General features: G+C 40.5%; 15 protein-coding genes and 1 pseudogene. 3 read left to right on the forward strand and 13 right to left on the reverse strand.

Annotation, left to right across the window (positions count from 1 at the left end):
• Window positions 1-36: 36 nt before the first annotated feature.
• Together MUO14_RS04865 and MUO14_RS04870 are read right to left on the reverse strand one after the other, a co-directional pair.
• Window positions 37-1,383 carry a sensor histidine kinase gene (locus tag MUO14_RS04865; protein WP_244753951.1) on the reverse strand — a complete coding sequence of 449 codons (1,347 nt, stop codon included), beginning with the start codon at window positions 1,381-1,383 and terminating at the stop codon, window positions 37-39.
• Window positions 1,380-2,075: a response regulator transcription factor gene (locus tag MUO14_RS04870; RefSeq protein ID WP_244753953.1), complete on the reverse strand. Its 696-nt coding sequence runs from the start codon at window positions 2,073-2,075 to the stop codon at window positions 1,380-1,382. Before MUO14_RS04870 ends, MUO14_RS04865 begins: the two co-directional genes overlap by 4 nt.
• A gap of 121 nt (window positions 2,076-2,196) precedes the next feature.
• Between MUO14_RS04870 and MUO14_RS04875 the strand changes: the two genes are divergently transcribed.
• The gene (locus MUO14_RS04875; protein WP_244753955.1) at window positions 2,197-2,595 is read left to right on the forward strand and encodes a hypothetical protein; all 399 of its coding nucleotides are present in this window, start codon (window positions 2,197-2,199) and stop codon (window positions 2,593-2,595) included.
• A gap of 43 nt (window positions 2,596-2,638) precedes the next feature.
• Here the strand turns inward: MUO14_RS04875 and MUO14_RS04880 are convergent, their stop codons facing one another.
• The gene (locus MUO14_RS04880; protein ID WP_244753956.1) at window positions 2,639-2,863 is read right to left on the reverse strand and encodes a YozQ family protein; all 225 of its coding nucleotides are present in this window, start codon (window positions 2,861-2,863) and stop codon (window positions 2,639-2,641) included.
• 105 nt (window positions 2,864-2,968) lie between these two features.
• Here MUO14_RS04880 and MUO14_RS04885 point away from each other — a divergent pair.
• Together MUO14_RS04885 and MUO14_RS24245 are read left to right on the forward strand one after the other, a co-directional pair.
• Window positions 2,969-4,104: pseudogene (locus MUO14_RS04885) on the forward strand (zinc-dependent alcohol dehydrogenase).
• A 61-nt stretch (window positions 4,105-4,165) separates the two neighbouring features.
• Window positions 4,166-4,300, forward strand: a complete 135-nt coding sequence (locus MUO14_RS24245; RefSeq protein ID WP_255822160.1) for a hypothetical protein — start codon at window positions 4,166-4,168, stop codon at window positions 4,298-4,300.
• A 15-nt stretch (window positions 4,301-4,315) separates the two neighbouring features.
• Here MUO14_RS24245 and hpaB read toward each other — a convergent pair whose 3' ends face one another.
• From hpaB to MUO14_RS04930, 10 genes are all read right to left on the reverse strand, one after another.
• Window positions 4,316-5,761, reverse strand: a complete 1,446-nt coding sequence (gene hpaB, locus MUO14_RS04890; protein WP_244753957.1) for a 4-hydroxyphenylacetate 3-monooxygenase, oxygenase component — start codon at window positions 5,759-5,761, stop codon at window positions 4,316-4,318.
• A gap of 127 nt (window positions 5,762-5,888) precedes the next feature.
• Window positions 5,889-7,184, reverse strand: a complete 1,296-nt coding sequence (gene aceA, locus MUO14_RS04895) for an isocitrate lyase (protein WP_244753958.1) — start codon at window positions 7,182-7,184, stop codon at window positions 5,889-5,891.
• A gap of 149 nt (window positions 7,185-7,333) precedes the next feature.
• Window positions 7,334-7,462, reverse strand: a complete 129-nt coding sequence (locus tag MUO14_RS24250) for a hypothetical protein (RefSeq protein ID WP_255822161.1) — start codon at window positions 7,460-7,462, stop codon at window positions 7,334-7,336.
• Window positions 7,463-8,690: 1,228 nt separating this feature from the next.
• Entirely contained in the window at window positions 8,691-8,921 is a 231-nt protein-coding gene (locus MUO14_RS04900; protein WP_244753959.1) for a hypothetical protein, read from the reverse strand.
• Between the two features lie 307 nt (window positions 8,922-9,228).
• Window positions 9,229-10,161 carry an aldo/keto reductase gene (locus MUO14_RS04905; protein WP_244753961.1) on the reverse strand — a complete coding sequence of 311 codons (933 nt, stop codon included), beginning with the start codon at window positions 10,159-10,161 and terminating at the stop codon, window positions 9,229-9,231.
• A 77-nt stretch (window positions 10,162-10,238) separates the two neighbouring features.
• Window positions 10,239-12,038 carry an IucA/IucC family protein gene (locus MUO14_RS04910; RefSeq protein WP_244753962.1) on the reverse strand — a complete coding sequence of 600 codons (1,800 nt, stop codon included), beginning with the start codon at window positions 12,036-12,038 and terminating at the stop codon, window positions 10,239-10,241.
• Window positions 12,022-13,374: a lysine N(6)-hydroxylase/L-ornithine N(5)-oxygenase family protein gene (locus tag MUO14_RS04915; protein ID WP_244753963.1), complete on the reverse strand. Its 1,353-nt coding sequence runs from the start codon at window positions 13,372-13,374 to the stop codon at window positions 12,022-12,024. Before MUO14_RS04915 ends, MUO14_RS04910 begins: the two co-directional genes overlap by 17 nt.
• Complete coding sequence (locus tag MUO14_RS04920; RefSeq protein ID WP_244753964.1) at window positions 13,361-13,927, reverse strand: GNAT family N-acetyltransferase; 567 nt, start codon at window positions 13,925-13,927, stop codon at window positions 13,361-13,363. Before MUO14_RS04920 ends, MUO14_RS04915 begins: the two co-directional genes overlap by 14 nt.
• Window positions 13,917-15,707, reverse strand: coding sequence for an IucA/IucC family protein (locus MUO14_RS04925; protein WP_244753965.1), 1,791 nt, complete (start codon window positions 15,705-15,707; stop codon window positions 13,917-13,919). The genes MUO14_RS04920 and MUO14_RS04925 overlap by 11 nt, the downstream gene beginning before the upstream one ends.
• Complete coding sequence (locus tag MUO14_RS04930) at window positions 15,704-17,227, reverse strand: pyridoxal phosphate-dependent decarboxylase family protein (protein ID WP_244753967.1); 1,524 nt, start codon at window positions 17,225-17,227, stop codon at window positions 15,704-15,706. Before MUO14_RS04930 ends, MUO14_RS04925 begins: the two co-directional genes overlap by 4 nt.
• Between the last annotated feature and the right edge of the window lie 5 nt (window positions 17,228-17,232).

Below are 17,232 nucleotides of genomic sequence, written 5' to 3' on the forward strand. Positions count from 1 at the left end.
CCCTTTACCCTTATCATACAAATTAAAAATGAGAAATCACTGAGAAAGAGGCAGTTTTATCGTCGCTTTTGTTCCGACTTCTTCCTCACTTTGCAAAAATAATTCAGCCCCCACCGCTTTCGCCAAATCTTTAGCGAGAGCTAATCCTAATCCAACCCCCCCAGACTTTCTTGACCGAGCTTTGTCTATTCGATAGAAACGGTCAAACACTCTTTCTATATCTGCTTCGGCAATCCCAATGCCATGATCTATAATTTGAATACAAGCATAGTCCTTTTCTTTAAAAACTCTTACATGAATGCCGTCCTCACTATACTTCCTTGCATTATCCATGAAAATATACAAGAGCTGCTTAAGCTTCTGGGCATCAGTCAACGTAGTCAGATCCTCATCAATGTGGAGTTCCACGTTTCGTTTATAAGCCTTCTCATAGGAACGGATAGTCTCATGTAAAAAACGCTCCAGATTTGTCTTCGTTATGTCTACGTTCCATTGTTCATCGCTTTTTGCTAGCAATAAAAGTTGCTCAGTTAAATCTTTCATGCGAACCGCTTCCGAGTGTATAGCTTCAACCGACTCATCAAAAATCTGCCCATCATTTTTGCCACGGCGTTTCAATAAACTTGAATACGATTCAATCACAGTCAATGGAGTCTTTAATTCGTGGGAAGCATTGGAGACAAATTGTTCCTGTCTCTCATAATTTGTTCGCAATAGATCAATCATTTCGTTAAACGTCTCCCCCATTAAATACAACTCATCCTTAGACTTTTTAGGAAGATCCAGCCGTTTAAAACGTCCACTCTCACGAATATCCTGCATCGTCGTTGTCATCGATGTGATTGGACGCGTGATCAGTTTACTCAGGACTCTTGCTGATATAAAAAGGGGGATAATCGCAAGTAACGTTACAACGATCAAGACAATTCGCAACACGTTTAAATTTCTTTCTATTGCCGCTAGACTTTCCGTAACCTGTAAACTTGCCACCTCACCATTTTTCCATATAACGGGCAAGGAAACCATAGCGTTCTTTGTGCCGCGAATCTCAATCAAGTTTGTAACCTCTTCAGAGTAGAATTGCACAGTATCATCATAAAGATAACCATAACCTGGGGAGGTAACAGCAGAAGTTAGATCACCACTTCTTGAAACGATTTGTACCACTCCATTAATCGGTACATAGGCAAGTAAAAGATCTTTATTCTTCTGATTACTTTGATTCACTCCTGAAACGATCTGTTCAGCCTCAGCTTGTGTCTGTTCCAGTTCGCTTGAATACATCATCCTGCTAAAAGATAAATAAACAGCTACATTAATTAAAACGAGCAGCAAAACAAATAATACCGTTGTATAAAGGTGAATCTTATTTGTTAATCTCATCTTGGATCCTTCAGCACGTAACCGACCCCGCGAACCGTATAAATTAATGTAAGATCATACGGTTTATCGACCTTATTTCGTATGTAGCGAATGTACACGTCAACAACGTTTGTATCACCATAATAATCATAGCCCCATACCGCATCCAAAATTTGTTCCCTGTTCAGGACTTGGCGTTTATTTTTCATTAAATAAGCAAGTAAGTTAAATTCTCTTGGGGTGAGTTCAATGGCGTTTTCATTTCTGAAGACTTCATATGTTTGCTCATTCAGCCGTAAATCTGCTACTTCCATCCACCCTTGCTGTTCTTCAGAATCAGAGTTGACATAATTTCTTAAAGCAGCCCGGACTCTCGCCAGCAACTCTTCAATTTGAAAGGGTTTTGTTATATAATCATTGGCCCCTAAATCGAGTCCAGATACTTTATCCTCGATCGAATCTTTCGCCGTTAGCATGATTACGGCTGTTTGTGGATCATCGGATCGAATCCTTCGTAGTATTTCAATCCCGCTAAAACCTGGGAGCATTACATCAAGCAAAAGTAAATCCCAACGACCTTCCCGATATTTTTGCAAGCCTTCAACCCCATCGAAGGCTTTGACCACTTCATACCCTTCATAACTCAGTTCAAGCTCTAATACACGTGCGATTTTCTCTTCGTCCTCAATGATCAGAATCCTAGGTTTATTCATATTGTTCCTCCTCGTTACATCAATGATTATCGTTATTTTAGCACAGTTTATCCGTTTACGATTCATTCCTTTGACAATGATAATCATTTTCAACTAAACTATGCTTAAGAGGTGATCTTCTATGAACTTTTATTTTATCGTCACGCAAGCTTTTGATCATACTAATGAATCCGCCTATCTAGAACTCCGACAAACGGATTCATTTGAGAAACACGACATGATTGTAATGACAGCTCCCCCTCATTACGTGGATCCAATGGGGTGGTATTTGCCATTATCAGTTGGTGATCATAACTTCTATATGTCAGCAAGTATGCTTGAAAACTATTATAAACAGGGATATATAACTACTATGGATGATCTTTTACTGGCAAGAAATTATAACCTTTTTAAAATAAACTGGGCCCTCGATGAAAAAGATAAAGATCAGTTTGACCGCCATACCACACATTTATATGAATTAGAGAAGCTCATAGCCAAAGCAGAAGATGCTGTTGGACCTGAAGTTCCCTCCTTCTAAGACTTGTAAAGCTCACCTCCGTCTAAATGAAGGTGAGCTTTTTTTATTTCTTGCGTTTTCTATTAATTGATTCCCCTTTATGACTTATTAGCCCGCCATCCTTATCAACCTGATCAATTTTTGCATCATAGGTTCCTTCCGTCAATGTGTCAGACACTTGCTCGTGGGTAGTTGCTAACCCTTGAGACGTGCTGTCATTTCGATCATAATCTGCCGGTTCATAATCACGATCACTAATTGCTTCTTGTTTTTTCTTATGTTTACTCAAAAATAAAAACCTCCTTTATTTCCTCATAGCTTTTGCTAAATGACAAAGAATAACCACACCTGTTACTTACCGACTATTGCTGATATAAGAAAAGGAGAAGTCAATATGAAGGCTGTTACTTACCAAGGAATTAAGGATGTCAAAGTGAAAGAAGTACCTAATGCAACCATTAAAAAAAGGGATATATTTTAGTAAGAATCACAAATACTGCCATCTGTGGATCAGACCTGCATCTAGTCCACGGCATGATCCCCCACTTCCCTGAAGATTATATCATTGGACATGAACCAATGGGCATTGTTGAAGAAGTCGGCCCAGAAGTCACTAGGGTAAAAAAAGGAGATCGGGTGATCGTACCATTTAACGTTGCCTGTGGAGAATGTATGTATTGTAAGATGGACCTCGAAAGTCAATGTGATAACTCGAACGAATACGGCGAAGCTGGCGGGTTTTTAGGTTATTCCAATACGTTTGGAGGTTTTCCAGGCGGGCAGGCTGAACTCTTACGTGTGCCCTATGGGAACTTCACCCCATTTGTTGTACCAGAGGATGCTGAGCTAGAAGATGAGAAATTACTGTTCTTATCTGATATCATCCCCACCGCCTACTGGGGGATTGAACAAGCAGAAGTCAAAAAAGATGATACGGTCGTAATCCTCGGCTGCGGTCCTGTTGGTCTGTTAGCACAAAAATTCGCCTGGATGAAAGGCGCAAAAAGGGTTATTGCCATTTATTATGTAAAATATCGTTTGGAACACGCTAAGCGCACAAACAAGGTAGAAGTATTTGATTTCTCAAAAACAAAAGACCTTGGCTCCCACATCAAAGAGATTACGGGCGGCGGCGCTGATGCCGTTATTGATTGCGTGGGAATGGACGGAAAGAAAAATGTTGCTGAGATGGTTGAGAGTGCTTTGAAACTTCAAGGTGGAGCAATGGGCGCTATTCAATTGGCAAGTAAAGTCGTACGAAAAGGTGGAACGGTAAGTCTTGTTGGGGTATATGGAACGCGTTATAACCAGTTCCCGCTCGGCGACTTTTTTGCAAGAAACATCACTTTAAAAATGGGGCAAGCACCAGTGATCCACTTTATGCCCGAATTATATAAAAAGATTAAAAATGAGGAATTTGATCCGACTGATATTATTACACACCGTTTGCCACTTGATAAAGCAGAGCATGGCTACGATATTTTTGATGAAAAGCATGACGATTGTATAAAAGTTATCTTGCAGCCGTAAGAAAAGAAATCGTGGATAAACGTAGTGTAGTAAGCCACACTAATCCATGGAGGTGTCGGTAATGAGTAAGAAAAGCAATTCAGATAAGAGGAAAGTTAATCCTACTGTTAACAAGCAAGGATTAACAGAAGATGTCGCTGATCAACAGCCTGATTCACAGTTAGAACAACGTGCTAAAAGACGAAATACAAAGTAGAACAAGCTGACTTTCTTAGTCAGCCTGTTCTTTTTCCAGCATCTTTTTTACAAAAGCGGTATGTGTATCTGTTTGATAGGTTTGATAAATGATTTGTGATAACCTGATCGGATCACCAAAAAAGAACCTTTCATACAACGATTGTCTTGAACCAAACCCGCTCATACAAAGATCGAAAGCTAAAGTAAATAGTTCAACACGTTCACGCCCTTTGATCTCAAACCCTTGCAAATAATGATCTAGTTTACTTCCGATCGATGATTGAAATTGTACCTCTTCTGGGATCGTGACCATCCCGCTTGCTCCAAGCAATTGTATGATCTCAGTAAATCTCGGGTAACTTTCTTGAAACTGATTAACAGCTACGTAAAGAGGCATCCGCTGTGGAATCATGACCCCTTGAGCGTTACGTGTAGCGTTTTTTTCTGAGGTAAGTAGTAACGCTTTTGAAGACTCAAGCCCTTTAATAATCTCCGCCACTTTGCTTTGGACGTGCTGATACTCACTTATATTGATCGTGTCCACAATCATTTGTGCTAAACCGAGAATAAACTCAGTCTTAATGACCTGTCTTGAAACAATTTGGTGAAGGGTAAACGGAACAAAGTTTCCTTTTGTATAAAAATCGTTCGCTGCTTTAATATTGTCATAAAAAAACACGCGTTCCCAAGGTACCAGTACCTCATCAAATACAACGATTGAATCCATCTCTTCAAAACGTGAGCTAAGTGGTGAATTATAGCTTGAATCATCACCTACAAACGATTTCCTACAGATAAACTTCAGGCCTTCTGTATCACTTGGAATAGAAAAAGCAAACGCATGAGCTTTATCCTGTATGCCCGGGGATGAAAATACAATAATCTCATCTGTAATGCCCCCTTGAGTGGCCAGTAGTTTTGCTCCTCTGATAACGAGCCCCTCTTCGATTCGTTTAACTACTCGAGCATTGGTTACATCTTCTTCTATGAATGCCAATTTTGAACGATTATTTTGAGGGTTTACGAATGTATGTGTAAAGGATAAATCGTGTGAGCAGGCATACTCATAAAACCTTTTTAGACGCTCCGGGAAACAATTCTGTTCACCTTCCAGGACATGCACTGAACTCGCAAAGGCAGCCAAAACTGTATTCATATAATCCGGGCTTCTACCCATTAACCCTGCTGAATGTCGGGCCCAAACTTGAACCATTTCCCTTCGCCGCTCAAGATCAGCTCGTGTTTTAGGAATTAAATAGGACATTCCTATACGTTCCTCATCAGAAGTAAGAGCATACGTCATCTTGTCCTGTAATCTCGTTACGTGTTGTAAATCATATAATTCGGCCTGACTTTTTATGATTCCCCGAAAAGCTGGGTGCTCGGAAATCTCCCCCTTTATCCGTTCTCCTTTAATCCATACATCTGTTTTCAACTGATTTATGCTTTTTTTGTACTGATCCCCTGTTCGCACTCCCATATCATCACCCCTTCGTTCGATCCCATGAAGTTCGTTATCTGTTTCATTTTATGATTAGGTGGATAGAGTGTGCCTAGCAGGGTGAAACAGCAAGTAAGGCTCACCTCAAGTCGGTGAGCCTTACTACTTAGGATTGCGTTACTGTCTCATTTTTAAATTGTTCAGATTCGGTTGATCCTTTTAATGCTGTTGTAGAAGATGTCCCCCCTGTCACGACTTGGGCCACTTCATCAAAATAACCTGTGCCTACCTCACGCTGATGACGAGTCGCGGAATAACCGTAACGCTCACTGGCAAACTCTGCTTGCTGCAGCTCAGAATAGGCCTCCATTCCGCGATCTTTATACTGGCGGGCAAGCTCAAACATCCCGTGATTAAGGGCATGGAAGCCAGCCAATGTGACGAACTGGAATTTATAGCCCATTTCACCTAACTTTTGCTGAAAATGAGCAATTGTCGCATCATCAAGTTTATGCTTCCAATTAAAGGATGGCGAACAGTTATAGGCTAAGAGCTTTCCTGGAAACTTTTCATGAATCGCTTCGGCGAACCGTTTAGCTTCATCTAAATTCGGCTCCGATGTCTCGCACCATACCAAATCGGCATAAGGGGCATAGGCCAATCCACGAGCAATTGCTTGATCAATGCCCGCTTTTGTTTTGAAAAATCCTTCTGGTGTCCGTTCACCTGTCATAAATTCCCCATCAATTGGGTCAACGTCACTCGTAATTAAGTCGGCGGCATTTGCATCCGTACGGGCAATGATAATGGTTGGGACACCCATGGTATCAGCGGCAAACCTAGCTGAAATTAAGTTCCGTACAGCTGTCTGTGTTGGCAGAAGTACCTTTCCCCCAAGGTGTCCACATTTTTTTTCTGAGGAAAGTTGGTCCTCGAAATGGACAGCAGCTGCCCCAGCTTCAATCATCCCCTTCATTAGTTCAAAAACGTTCAGCTGCCCGCCAAACCCTGCTTCCGCATCAGCAACGATCGGAGCAAACCAATCTGTCTCATTGTTTCCTTCCATGTGATGAATTTGATCCGCGCGCTGCAGAGCCTGGTTAATACGTTTGACCACCTGTGGAACGCTGTTAGCTGGATATAAACTTTGGTCTGGATACATGTGTCCAGACAAATTGGCATCTGCCGCTACCTGCCAGCCGCTTAAGTAAATTGCCTTTAATCCTGCTTTAACTTGCTGCATAGCTTGATTTCCGGTCAGTGCCCCAAGTGCATGAACATACTCTTCTTCGTGAAGCAGTTTCCACAGTTTTTCTGACCCTTTTTCAGCTAATGTGTGTTGTATATCTATAGATCCCCTAAGGCGAATAACATCTTCCGCTTCATACGGCCTTGTTACCCCTTCCCATCTGTCTGATTGTTCCCATTGTTGATGTAAGTTTTCAACGCGCTCATTCCCCATAGTAATTCCTCCTTGTAGTTTTGCACTAGATTCCTAATTTAAGTTCATGCACGATACCCCTGGCTGACTTCATCTGCACTCCCCACCCTTATTGTTATATACCATAAGTTATTTTCAATGAATGTTATATAACAATAAGGGCAAAAAAATTATTCTTCCTCTTTCTTAGCAAGACAATGGTTACACTCCATCATATATGTGTAGTTGCCCCCCTCTATCTCCGCACCACACTGCGGGCAAGGTATTCCAACTGTTTGTCGCGTTTGATTCGTTTTCATTTTACTTCCTCCTTTTTTATAACAGAATTCAGTTTGTTTATCTGTTATAAAACAGTTTACGATGGATAGGACGGAAATGCAACCGTTAATTTGAATTTTTAAAAAATTAGGTTATCTATACTATTAAAAATGGCCGCCTCCTGGTAGTGGAGCGGACATTTTTTATAAACAACAAATTTATATGCACGACTTAGTGGGGTATTTGCGTAACTAACTCGTTTTATGCACGATTTAAAGCTATATATGTGTATTTTCCAATCTATCTACCCTCCCCTTATTGATCCCTTCATGTGGCAAGTTCATTGATTTTAGAATAGTTGTAGCCTGATTCCTGGAAAGCAATCTGAGGAAATCACGCAAATCTATATTTGTTATAGTCTGGGGATATGTGCATCACTCGATTCACACCCACATACCGGACACCCACCAGCATGCATATTTCCATTCCATTGCAAGCCTCATACATCCTGGACAATGCACACCTGTCAAAATTGATATCATAATACCCGAGAATATCTACTTCAGCTGGTTCATGACAATCGATTATCTTCATGCATATCTGTTCTATTACAGATAAAGTCATTATTTTTTTACTGTACTTACTTGGAAGGTAAACACATGCAGGACTGAATCATTCAAAGTATCAATGAGCGTAGAATTTTTATTAATCGCGACAAGGCGTTAATGTCAGGAGGATTTCGTGGGGAATAATTTTCAATGAGAGGGCACTTAGTGCGATAATCGGGGTTTCTCCTTAATATAGCTTCTAGTTTCAACAGCTTCTGCGGCTAATTCCTTTCTTTTTTAATCATTAATTCAACTCCCTGAATCAATTTCATAATTTAAGCCCCTTCTGCCCCAAGGGATTCAAAACGCAAAAAAGGAAGTACCTCCCCAAATCTAGTCAAGTAGGAAATTTGAAATCATTTTTATTAGGTTAAAGACAGTAATCTGGAAGACTCCATCTCGAGATAGGTTTCCGTTTCCTTGGGTGGAGAAGGAGGTCCGGGGAAATCACTCGCTTTCCGTAGGCATGCGCTGAGTCTCCTCGGACTCCGTCCTCCGGGGTCTCACCTGTCATGTTCATCCCACAGGAGTCTCGCAATTTCCCGGACCTCCTTGTGTTTGTGAGAAGAACGGAAACACTCCAGGTTCACGTCACCCAAAACGACAGAAAAACTTCTTATCAGAGAGCTGAAAATCTCTGTGACGCGGTTATTATGCTACATCATGGTGGGTAAAATCCTCTGAACATCGGAGACTCATTCGGAATACGAATGGCTCCGTTTGAGGAAACGGCGAGATCCCGGAAGGCTTCGCCTGAGGAGGCTTGCTGTTTAGATAATGTTCGGCTAAAACCTAATAGAGGAAGTTCGACTAAGTTCGGCACGTCCTGTGCCAACGTCGAACGACCCCACGTCGTGTGGGGCCGCAGGAAAGCGAGTCGTTTCCCAGCCACCCCGAGCTCTCATACCATAACGGAGCTAAGTCTCCAGGATAAGGGGGGCGATGTGAAGCAACATGGATAGAAACTGATCCAATTTCTTTATAAATCGGAAACTAAAATCTGCTGGATAAGAATTCAGTTTGAACCTTTTTAGAAAAGAGCCTTATATTCTGCCAATCTTTGACGTTTTAAAAAAGCAATTATGAAATTGATTCCCCTTTATAAGATTAATATTATTATTCCTAAACGACTTTTTTCCTGCATCAAAATCCGGTTCTAATTTAAAAAAGCCCACCCAACTAGGGCAGGCTTTCATCACTTATGAGAATATCTTATCAATCTGGTTCACTTCATCATCCGTAAGCTTAACATCCAATGTCCGCAAATTATCAACAACCTGGTCTTTCCGCTTCGCCCCAGGAATGATTGCGTCAACGGAATCACGGGTTAAATACCAGGCAAGCACAACATGGGGAACCTTCACACCTTTAGATTCTGCAATATCACGGACTTTCTCTACTTTTTCCAGATTCCGTACAAACTCTTCACCTTGGAAAAGAGGGTTTTCCACACGAATGTCATCAAATGTTGAGTTTTTATCATACTTACCTGCTAACAAACCTGATGCCAGCGGAAAATAGGGAACGAAAGTAATATCATTCGCCGCTGTATAGGGAAGCAATTCTTGTTCTGCCCCACGCTTGAACAAATTGTATTCTGACTGAATTACATCAACGTAACCGTCTTTGTTCGCTTCTTTCAACTGATCCACAGAAAAGTTGGACACCCCAATCGAGCGTATTTTACCGGCATCCTTCAATTCCTTCAACGCACCTACAGCTTCATCCTTAGGCGTTTCTTCATCGGGAAAATGAATATAGAACAAATCAATATAATCCGTCTGCAGCCGTTTCAGGCTAGAGTCCACCGCTTCTTTTAAAAAGGCAGGCGAGTTATTAAACACAACGTCATCGCCCTTAAATTGATGAGCTCCTTTTGTTGCAAGGACAATCTCATCACGTTTCCCGTGTTCCTTCACTACTTGTCCTGTCAGCTCTTCTGAACGTTCTGGGCCATAAATAAACGCTGTGTCCAGAAAATTTATGCCATGATCAATTGCTGTACGAACAACATTCTTGCCTGCTTCTTCATCTAAATCAGGATATAAATTATGTCCGCCCACCGCATTTGTGCCAAGGCCAATAGGATTCACTTTTAGATCAGATTTACCTAAACGTATATGTTGTACCATTGTTTTCATTCCTTTCTGAAATAATAGGACACATAATACGGTCTACCACCTTTTTACAAAAGTGAAACCTTTTGATATTATTTTACCGATAAATGAGCCAAAGCGTTTGTCACTTTTCCAAACTCGGAGGCATGGGGTCGATCCTCGCCATCTTCGTATCCGTAGTCAATCATGCGGTTACGATTTAAACACAGCTTAGTAAACTCCTCTTTAAAAAAGTCAAACAGTTTGAAACGTTCTTCCAATTGAGGAAACTTATTTTGATAATCAGTAATCGCACGAGTTAATTTATCCCAGAACTCCCTTTCAGATAATAACTGGTGGTTGTCCATAATAGAGGCCAAATAACGTAAATGACAAATGAATAACCCTGTAAAAATAAACTGAGTCAACCCTTCCGGCGGTTCACTTCTAAGTACTTGCTTAAGCTCATCTGTCAGCCCATACAACTCCTCAAAAGGCTGGTCACTAATATTGACATCATCAACAAAATCTTTGACGGCTAAACGATGAGGTTTATGATCTTTTAATACTAAGATGGTATTTTGACCGTGCGGGGAAAATACCGTCCCATATTGATACAGAAAGTGTAGAAGCGGCTCCATTACTACTTGGAACAAATCATCCATCCACTTGTCTGCAGATAGATCGGAGTTCTCAATTAAACTTTGTATAAAAGGCTTTCCCTGTTTATCTTCATGAAGCAAAGCAGCTAACGTGATGGCCTGCTCTCCTTCTTCAAGGTATGAATATATGCTCTCTCTAAAAATGACTCCCAGCATTTCATGGTACTGATAAGGGGCTTGCTTGACCTGATCATAATAATGATGGTCGACATTGATACTGGCAATTTCACCTGGCAGAATCACCCGGCATTTATTCTTTAAAAACGAATCTTTCTCATAAATACCTTTTATGAATTCAGTAATTTGTGGGGCAATGACTGTCCGCTCGGAAGGGAGCCCCCTGTAGACGAGAGTATTTAAAATACTCATCGGCAGCTTGACATGGTTTTTCATATGATTGGATTGATTTACTAATGTTCGAATTGACTGCTGCGGTAAATAGTTATCCTTTCCCTCGCCTATTGGAATAATATACTCATTCGCTATATCTTCAGCGAACTGTTGAATAATCACATTTTTCCATTGCCATACGTGAACTGGCATAAAGTAGTAATCCTCTGATTGAACCCCGTATTTCGTTAACTCACTCGTAAATTGTTCTTTTTCATGAGTGGAAAGCTCTTGATCAATAAGAGCTTCATAGGAAAGGCTCTGAACAGAAAGAAAGCTTGCCCTTCTGCGATGAACAGCGATCCAGAGTAATTTTACTTCCTGCTGTTGTTCAGGAGCGTAAGCTAAATAGTCATCATAACCAAATCCGATTCGTCCTTTGTTGTACGTAATCCAGGGGTGACCCGTCATTTCCCCCTCAAGCCACGCATAGTCTTCATGTATTAATTGATCAGAGCTTGGTGACTCTTCCCTTGCAATATGGGCATCAGCCAACAATGTGTGGTTTAGTTCTTTGATTAAATGACTGACCGTTTCGGGTGACATGGCAATCAACTGCTGTAGATCAAGGAGAAACTCAATCGCACTCACAGCCTCTTTTACATCTCCATCTTCCACGATTTCAATAGAATCTGCTCGAACATCGAAACTATCAAAATATCGTTTTTTCACTAGAAATTGATAGGACTTATGTTGGTTAATAACGAGTCTATATGCTGTAAGGTCACTTTCAGAAATAACCTGGGGCTGAATCATATCCTCATACATATATTCAGAAATCATCTTTGCTAAAAGCTGTTTGTTCACTTGCCCCCATCGTTCCTTATTCAAAATTCCTTTTAATTTATCCTTGTATAACATGATACCCCTTCTTTCTATGTTGTTTTACAGTTCCAAACGTTTGAAAGACATTTTGATCATCCAGCGGAAAGACTTCTCTTCCAGTGATACTGTTAATAATGACAGCATTTCGATAAGCACCTAGCCCAAGGTCAGGAGCTCCCACACCATGTGTATGCATCTCAGCGTTTTGAACAAAGATCTTATGGTCACTGGAAACCTTATAATCCTGTTCTACTTGATACCTTCCCTGATCATCCCAGTTAATAAGATGGGAAATCGGGGACAGGAACTGTGGGACCGCCGTTTTATAGCCTGTTCCAAGGATAATGACATTGCTTTCATGTTCAAAATCCTCCCCTGTTACGAAGTGGCTCCCCCTCATTCTCCACCTCGAGCCTCCTTCATCAATAGACATGATTTCGGACATGGCCTGTAAATGAACATCCAAGCTTTCATTTCCGACCGTTCCCTCATACAGACAATCGTATAATTCTGAGATCGTTTCCGTACTTATCCCTTTGTATAAAAGATCCTGGTCTTTTAATAGGGTATCCTTCTTCTGTTGAGGTAGTTTATAAAAGAAATTGGTATAATCTGGTGAAAAGTATTCAAGACCCAGTTTTGAATATTCCATTGGAAAAAAGCCTTTAGACCGTGTGTACCAATGTAATTCAGCTTCTTCCCCTCTTTCCTTAAGCAAGTCAAGAAATACCTCCGCTGCACTTTGTCCCGATCCGACAACCGTAATCGAATCTGCTTTTGATACCTCTTCCTTTTTTGCTAAATAATCTGACGTATGAAAGACTGTATCCCCCACATTCTTTTCCAGGTTTGCAGGAACAGCAGGGACAGATCCTATCCCTACAACGAGGTTTCTCGTCAATAATCGCTCGTTTCTCTGTTGGATTAGGTTTTCCACATGTACCTCATACACTTCTTCCCCATCATCCAGTTGAAGTTGATGAACAGATTGTACATCCATATTAAACTTGCATCTGTTTAGTTGATTAGACACCCAACGACAATAATGGTTATATTCCTTACGTGAGATATGGAATTTTTCTAGAAAATAAAAATGATATAAACGCCCGTGCCGCTGCAAGTAATTCAAAAAGCTATACTCACTCTTTACATTCGCCATACTTACTAGATCAGCAAAAAAAGGAACTTGAAGCGTGGTGCCTTCTATCATCATTCCTGGATGCCAGTCAAACTCCTGTTTCTTATCAAGGAAAATGCCATTCATCTCATCAATGTCGTCTAATAAGGCGGCAAGCCCTAAGTTAAAAGGCCCTAAACCGATTCCGATGACATCATAAATGTGTTGTTCCTGGTCTTTTTCATGAGTAGACATGGGGCCACCTCTTTTCATAAACATCTCGCTCACAAAACATTAACATCGCTTTTTTATCTGGCAGTTGAATAGGTTTCATCTGTTTAAAACCGCACTTTTCGAAGACATGAATCATTTTCTTATTTCTGTAATCAGGTTCAGCGATCACTCTTTGGGTGGCTTTATGTCTAAATTGCACGTTCACCATAGCCCTTAAGAGTGGGAGAGCCAATCCTTTACCGAGGTAATCCTTTTCACCAATTAATAGGTGAATGCCCTGGTCAAATGGTTCTGCCGGATAGCTTCCTTCTACTACATCACCCTTAACCCAATAAGCCTCCCAATAGCTCATTGGCTGTCCATTCAGTAATCCTATATATAAACACTGATCCTGATCGTGCACCGCTTTCTTCATATGCTGAAACAATTCTTCTTTAGGGAAATTGAGTTGCCAGTAAGGAATAACATGACTCTCGTGCATCCACTTAAAAACTGACGGGAAATCCCTGTTTAAATCAAATGGTCTAAATGAAATCGATTGTTTTACCGTGTGATCAAAAACCTTATGTTCCATATACTTCTTGTGCCTCCTTGCAAAGAGGGTTGTCCACGAAGGTATATACCGATTGGTTTTCTAAAGAACCAACCAATTCATCCAGGTCATAGAAGCGTGTTAATAGATTGGCTTTACAAGGCAATGTCGAGTCATTCAAAAGCGAATTCAATAATTCATTCGTTTGGTCGTTATGGTATGCTAGCCGTTCTCTTAAAACATCAAGTAAATACTCCTCTTTTATTAATCCATTCATTCCAAAGCTATTGATTAAACCAAATAAGTGATTAATGAAAAAGTAATACCTAAACCGTTCTACAGCGATCGTATCAGAACAAATTGTATCACTTTCCTCGTTTAATCTTGGTAAATGACTTCTCAGCAGATCCGCTTTCGACTCGCTGAAGTAGTATCCCTGATTATCACGGTAATAAAAGTGAACAGGATAGCCGTTTTCCAACTTTACTAAGGAATTTTGTTGATGGGCCTCAAGGGCAATTCCATAGGTCTTGTACAGCCACATGAGCGGCTCCAAGGTTAACGATAAATATCGCTTAAACCAATCCAGACTTACTGCTTCTAATGATCTTCCTTCAGCCCTGGCAATCTTCTCTATGACTACTTGCAATCTTGATCGTTGACTATACGCATGGTCCTGGCATAAGCCAGCAATTAACGTTACTTGGTCACCTTCTATACGAAAAGGATTGTTACGTAAAACGACGTCATAAGCTGAATTTGAGTGAGGAAGTTTAAGTTTGATATAAGCAGGGTCTTGGATTACTTGAAAACTCGGGTAAGCATTAGATAAGCTCTCTCCAACTCCTGTTTTTAGCAGATTTGAGACCTCAACTCCTCTGTCTAATTCTTTTTGCTGATTGATTCGCAACGAATTTGTAATTTTTATGGGAAGCGAAAACTTATACATATATTTGGAATCTTTCCTAAACACGGTACGGAATGATGATGTTGGTGAGTATTTTGAACCCAATGGACCTAGATAGACTAGCTCTTTCTTATCCATCAATGATAAAACTTCATCATCTTCAAGCATTTGCTTAGCTTGCAGTGGATGCACTGGAAATACCACCGAATTCTCACTTTTCTCAAGAATTCGCTCTAACGTTTCAACATCTATTTCAGGGTCACCATTCAGCTGCTCTATCATTTGGTCACCTGCAGAATCAGCTAGACTGCTGCCTTGGACAATATAATCTTTATCCGCCCTAAAATAGTGCAGTTGAAACTCTCCTTTCATTTCTGGCGAATAGAGGTTGTCCTCTTTATTCGATATCCCTTGTTTACTTTTAGGTGTCGGATGCAACAAATGCCCTAACAATAGCGATTGTTCCGCTTCAATAAAATCAAAATCAGCGCCAACGAGCTTCTCTGCTTCTTCTCTTCGATTTTCAATATACCTTTTCATGTTCTGACAGCTGAGAATCACCCTTAGCATTAGTTCATCCTGTGCTTCCTGCTGTCGATGCTTTAGTGAAAGTTCTTTTGTAATCAAAGAAACGAGCGTAATATAATCAAGGGATACGAGTTCATCACGCTCTCCAGTTTTTAAATAAAGCGGAAAGATCAATTTATGACGCCCCGTAAGTGACCAATAATCAACAGGAAAGAATAGTGTCCTATTTTGGTAGGGCAACTCACAGACAATAACTTTTTCTACGTTCATCGCTAACTGAGATAAATTTTTGCTGCTTTCAATTTTAAATTGACCTGTTTCACGTAGATAACAATTTACAAAGCTTTGCATAGTAGCCTGTTCTGCCATTAATGTAGTCTGAGTCATTGAATGATCCTCCTTTTTTCCAGTTCCTTTAACCCAAGTAATTCTATGTCTTTTACAATCGAATGGATATCTTGAATTTGCGTTCTTGGATTAAGCAAGGTGAATTTCAGATACGTAGCTTTTTGAACTTTAGTTTTTGCAATAACAGCTGTTCCTTCATGCAGCAATCGTTGCTGGATAGAATGATTTAATGTGTTCAGTTCATCTTCAGGAACATCTCCAGGTTGAAAACGGAAGATGATCGTATTTAACTCTGGATTTACATTTAATACGTTAAATAGCTCTAATCTATCGATAAGGTGTGCGGATCTTTTTGCAAGTGAAAAAGTGTGATCAATCATTTCTCGGAACTGATCTGTACCGACAATTTTTAAGGAGGCAAAAATTTTAAACGCATCAAATCTTCTTGTAGTCACAATAGATTTGTTTACTAGATTGACAATTCCTTCTGCTTCATCTGATTCAGGATTTAAATAGTCCGCATGATGATTCGTATAGTTAAATGAACGTCTATCATTGACTAGAAAAGCCCCACAACTAATCGGCTGATAAAATAATTTGTGAAAATCGACTGTAATTGAATCTGCCAATTGAATTCCATTTAATTTATAGGCATGAGTATGGCTTAATATCAACGCCCCGCCAAACGCAGCATCAACGTGAAGCCATAACCCATTCGAGTGAGCCACCTCAGCCAGTTCATCAAGTGGATCAATGCTGCCAAAATCCGTCGTCCCGCAAGTACCAACTAAAGCAAACGGCAAAGAACCTTCGTCACTTAACACACGTAATGCTTCATATAAATGAGGAATACTAAGCCTGTGATGATGATCTGTCTTTACTGTTACGACCGCATCTGCTCCTAACCCTAGCTGCGAAGCGGATTTCTGGACAGTAAAGTGGGCCTCCTCAGAGCATAGAATCTTCATCTTTTTAAACCCTTCAGGTAACCCATGCTCTTGTACATTGCAGCCCCAGTGCTGTTCACAAAAGGAATCCCTGGCTAATAGGAGACCCATATAATTGGATTGGCTGCCGCCGCTTGAAAATACTCCATCTGCTTCAGCAGGAAGCCCAAATCGTTTCGTTAACCATGAAATCATTTCTTGTTCTACATACGTTGCTGCTGTACTTTGCTCCCATGAATCCATGGACTGATTAAGTAAACTGATCATCATTTCTGCTGCTATCCCTGGGAGCAGTGGGGGACAATGTAAATGGGCGACACTCTTCTCATGAGTTACATGAAGGCTGTTTCTTAAAATAGGAACATCTATTGCCTCTAAGAAATCACTTAACGATTCCTCTTGCTTAGTTGAATGCAATGAGCCTTGTATTTCTTTTCTGATTTCCTCAGACTTCTTACCGACGTATGGCTGATTAACATTAGAGTAAATATCAATGAGCTTAGTTGATACTTGTTTCACGACATCTTCATAAGCTTTTATTCCTTTAGGACCTTTATGAAAAAAAAGGTCCTCGAATGGTTTATTATCCTTCGTTTGATGTATGGATTCCACTGGAA

It is taken from the genome of Halobacillus shinanisalinarum, from assembly GCF_022919835.1.
Taxonomy (GTDB): domain Bacteria; phylum Bacillota; class Bacilli; order Bacillales; family Halobacillaceae; genus Halobacillus_A; species Halobacillus_A shinanisalinarum.